This is a genomic window from Rhodovulum sp. (genome assembly GCF_011048875.1).
In the GTDB taxonomy this organism is placed as follows: domain Bacteria; phylum Pseudomonadota; class Alphaproteobacteria; order Rhodobacterales; family Rhodobacteraceae; genus Rhodovulum; species Rhodovulum tesquicola.
In genome coordinates this window covers 1-3,550 of sequence record NZ_DSDD01000401.1, presented here as the reverse complement: position 1 = coordinate 3,550, position 3,550 = coordinate 1, and the positions used below count along the sequence as shown (strand labels likewise).

Genomic DNA, 3,550 nt, shown 5'->3' with positions numbered 1-3,550 from the left:
GCTGTCGCGCGCGCAATCCGCATCCTGCGGCCCGCCGCACTGGCCGACATACCCTCATCCAGAGCGGCTACAAACCGCTGGCGCAAATCAGAAGAATACGGTTTCCCCATCCATGCCGACCCCTTCACGGTAGTCAGCATGAATCAGAAATCACCCCGGATGTGAATCCCAAGGATTCAACTCGGTCGCGGCCGACTCTAGCCCTCGGGATACCATCCGCAATCCCGCCTGGCCATCGCCCCGGTCATCGGCCAGTCGGAACCGTTGCCTGCGCGCGCTCGGTTCCACCGCAAGCTGGTGCAGGGCCGCGGTATCTGCCTTGGCCGCGGTCGCCATTCCCGAATCCTGCCGCGTTGCGCGGTCGAGCCTCTCGATGGCGATGGAAATCTCGCCAAGGCCCAGGGATTGTTCGCCTATGCCGGAGGCGATTGCGGATGGCGAGGATTGCCATGTCCTGCGCCTCCCGGGCCGCGTCGTCGGTCGGGACATGTATGCGCGCAAGCCGGGTCAGGTCGTCGCTGGACTGGCGCAGTTCGTCGGCGAGAAGGTAGGTAGTCTGGCGCTTGATCCAGGCGTCGCGGACTGCGGCGTCGGCCTGCTGCATCCGGCTGCTGCCGACGATCATGCATCCCACCGCCGGGCGGCCAGCGCCAGCATGAGACCTCAGGCGATGCGAATTCCTGCGGCTCCGAACATGGTGTGGCCATTGGTTGCGTCTTCGATCTGCCCGACACGTGGGCAGGAAAGCTTTCCGAAAGCCCAAGCGGCGCAACCTTTCTCCGCCGCGCGCTTGTCAGCGAAAGGCGTTCGCGCTATAAGCCCCCATCCCGAGAAAGAGTCGCCCCGGCCCGGTTTTCGGGATCGGAGCGCTCTTTGGCGCGGGGCCATCAAAGACCGGCGGACCCAACCGCCAGGCCGGAAACAATCGCAAAGGACCACTTGAACCGAATGGCTACCAAAGCATCCATGGAGGATTTCGAAGCCCTCCTGAACGAAAGCTTCGAGATGGACACGCCTGCCGAGGGCAGCGTCGTCAAGGGCAAGGTCATCGCCATCGAGGCGGGCCAGGCCATCATCGATGTCGGCTACAAGATGGAAGGCCGCGTCGATCTCAAGGAATTCACCAATCCGGGCCAGGCCCCCGACATCGCCGTGGGCGACGAGGTCGAGGTCTATCTCGACCGGGTCGAGAACGCGCGTGGCGAGGCCTCGATCAGCCGTGACAAGGCCCGCCGCGAAGAGGCGTGGGACCGGCTCGAGAAGGCCTATGCCGAGGATGCCCGCGTCGAGGGCGCGATCTTCGGCCGCGTCAAGGGCGGCTTTACCGTCGATCTGGGCGGCGCCGTGGCGTTCCTGCCGGGCAGCCAGGTCGATGTGCGCCCGGTGCGCGATGCCGGCCCGCTGATGGGTCTGAAGCAGCCGTTCCAGATCCTCAAGATGGACCGCCGCCGTGGCAACATCGTGGTCAGCCGCCGCGCCATCCTGGAAGAGAGCCGTGCCGAGCAGCGCGCCGAGATCATTGGCAAGCTGACCGAGGGCGACGCAATCGACGGCGTGGTCAAGAACATCACCGAATACGGCGCCTTCGTCGATCTGGGCGGTGTGGACGGCCTGCTGCACGTCACCGACATGGCCTGGCGCCGGGTCAACCACCCCTCCGAGATCCTGTCGATCGGCGAGACCGTGAAGGTCCAGGTCATCAAGATCAACAAGGAAACCCACCGCATCAGCCTGGGCATGAAGCAGCTTCAGGACGACCCGTGGGATTCGGTCGAGGCCAAGTTCCCGCTGGGATCCGTCCACAAGGGCCGCGTGACCAACATCACCGATTACGGTGCCTTCGTGGAGCTGGAACCGGGTGTCGAGGGTCTGGTCCACGTCTCGGAAATGTCCTGGACCAAGAAGAACGTCCATCCCGGCAAGATCGTCTCGACCAGCCAGGAAGTCGACGTCATGGTGCTGGAGATCGACACCGCCAAGCGCCGCGTGTCGCTGGGTCTCAAGCAGTGCATGCGCAACCCGTGGGAAGTCTTTGCCGAGACCCATCCCGTGGGTACCGAGGTCGAGGGCGAGGTCAAGAACATCACCGAATTCGGTCTGTTCATCGGTCTCGAGCACGACATCGACGGCATGGTGCACCTCTCCGATCTCAGCTGGGACCAGCGCGGCGAGGAGGCGATCCAGGATTACCGCAAGGGCGACATGGTCAAGGCCGTCGTCACCGAGGTCGACGTCGAGAAGGAGCGCATATCGCTCTCGGTCAAGGCGCTGGACGGCGACCCGTTCGCCGACGCCGTGGGCGGCGTCAAGCGCGGCTCGATCATCACCGTGACCGTCACCGCGATCGAGGATGGCGGGATCGAGGTGGAATACGAGGGCATGAAGTCGTTCATTCGCCGATCGGATCTGTCGCGTGACCGGTCGGAACAGCGCCCCGAGCGGTTCCAGGTCGGCGACAAGGTGGATGTCCGCGTGACCAATATCGACGCCAAGTCGCGCCGTCTGGGCCTGTCGATCAAGGCCCGCGAGATCGCGGAGGAGAAAGAGGCCGTCGAACAGTATGGCAGCTCGGACTCTGGGGCCTCGCTGGGCGACATCCTGGGCGCCGCGCTCAAGGGCGAAGGCAAGTAGGACCACCCGGCCCTGCCGGACATGGCGCGGCTCCGCATGCAGGTGCGGGGCCGTTTTCCGTTCCCCGAATCACGAATTCGCGAGCCCCGGCGCGCGATGTCCCCGCCGGGGCGCCGGCCCGCCCGTCCGGTGGCAAACCGCCGGCCGCGCCCCCCTCCGACGCGGCTTTCCGCCGCTTCTCCCCCGGTTTTCAAAGGCTTTCTGTTTCTCTGGGGGGCAAAACATGCCTATAGTCCGCAAGCCCCGGCCGCGCAGGCCAGAAGGGCGAAAAACGGGGACGACATAGCGATGATCCGATCTGAATTGATCCAGAAGATTGCCGACGAGAACCCGCATCTCTACCAGCGCGAGGTCGAACGAATTGTTAACACCGTTTTCGAAGAAATCATCGCGGCCATGGCACGCGGCGACCGGGTGGAATTGCGCGGTTTCGGCGCGTTCTCGGTCAAGAAGCGCGACGCGCGCACCGGGCGCAACCCGCGCACCGGCGAGCCGGTGGACGTGGCCGAGAAATACGTGCCTTTCTTCAAGACCGGGAAGCTGCTACGCGATCGCCTGAACGGGAAGTAATTCGGGTCTGACCATGCGCGCCATTCGCTATCTCTTTCTGCTTCTGCTCGCGATCTGCCTTGTGGTGGTCGCCATGGCGAACCGTCAGGATGTGACGCTGAACCTGCTGCCTGACGAACTGGCGAGCTTTTCGGGAATCGCCTGGTCGATCGAACTGCCGCTTTATGTCGTCGGGTTCGGCGGGATCCTGGTCGGCGCGCTGCTCGGTTTCTTCTGGGAATGGTTGCGCGAGAGCAAGTACCGCGCGCAGGCCAGCCGTCAGCGCCGCGAGGCGGCCAAGCTCAAGCGCGAACTCGACAAGGTCAAGGCCGACAAGCACAGGACCGAAGGCCGCGACGAGATCCTCGCG

At 64.5% G+C, this 3,550-nt stretch carries 3 protein-coding genes; all 3 read left to right on the top strand.

What is annotated here, in order from left to right; translation table 11 throughout:
- Window positions 1–948 precede the first annotated feature (948 nt).
- Window positions 949–2,631: a 30S ribosomal protein S1 gene (gene rpsA, locus ENN83_RS13955; RefSeq protein WP_287187910.1), complete on the top strand. Its 1,683-nt coding sequence runs from the start codon at window positions 949–951 to the stop codon at window positions 2,629–2,631.
- Between the two features lie 288 nt (window positions 2,632–2,919).
- Window positions 2,920–3,201 carry an integration host factor subunit beta gene (ihfB, locus tag ENN83_RS13950; RefSeq protein ID WP_287187913.1) on the top strand — a complete coding sequence of 94 codons (282 nt, stop codon included), beginning with the start codon at window positions 2,920–2,922 and terminating at the stop codon, window positions 3,199–3,201.
- Between the two features lie 13 nt (window positions 3,202–3,214).
- On the top strand, window positions 3,215–3,550 hold a 336-nt coding region (locus tag ENN83_RS13945), incomplete at its 3' end, for a LapA family protein (RefSeq protein WP_287187909.1).

Coding starts and splice junctions, on each gene's coding strand:
- rpsA (WP_287187910.1), top strand. CDS start 949: ATGGCTACCAAAGCATCCATGGAGGATTTCGAAGCCCTCCTGAACGAA.
- ihfB (WP_287187913.1), top strand. CDS start 2,920: ATGATCCGATCTGAATTGATCCAGAAGATTGCCGACGAGAACCCGCAT.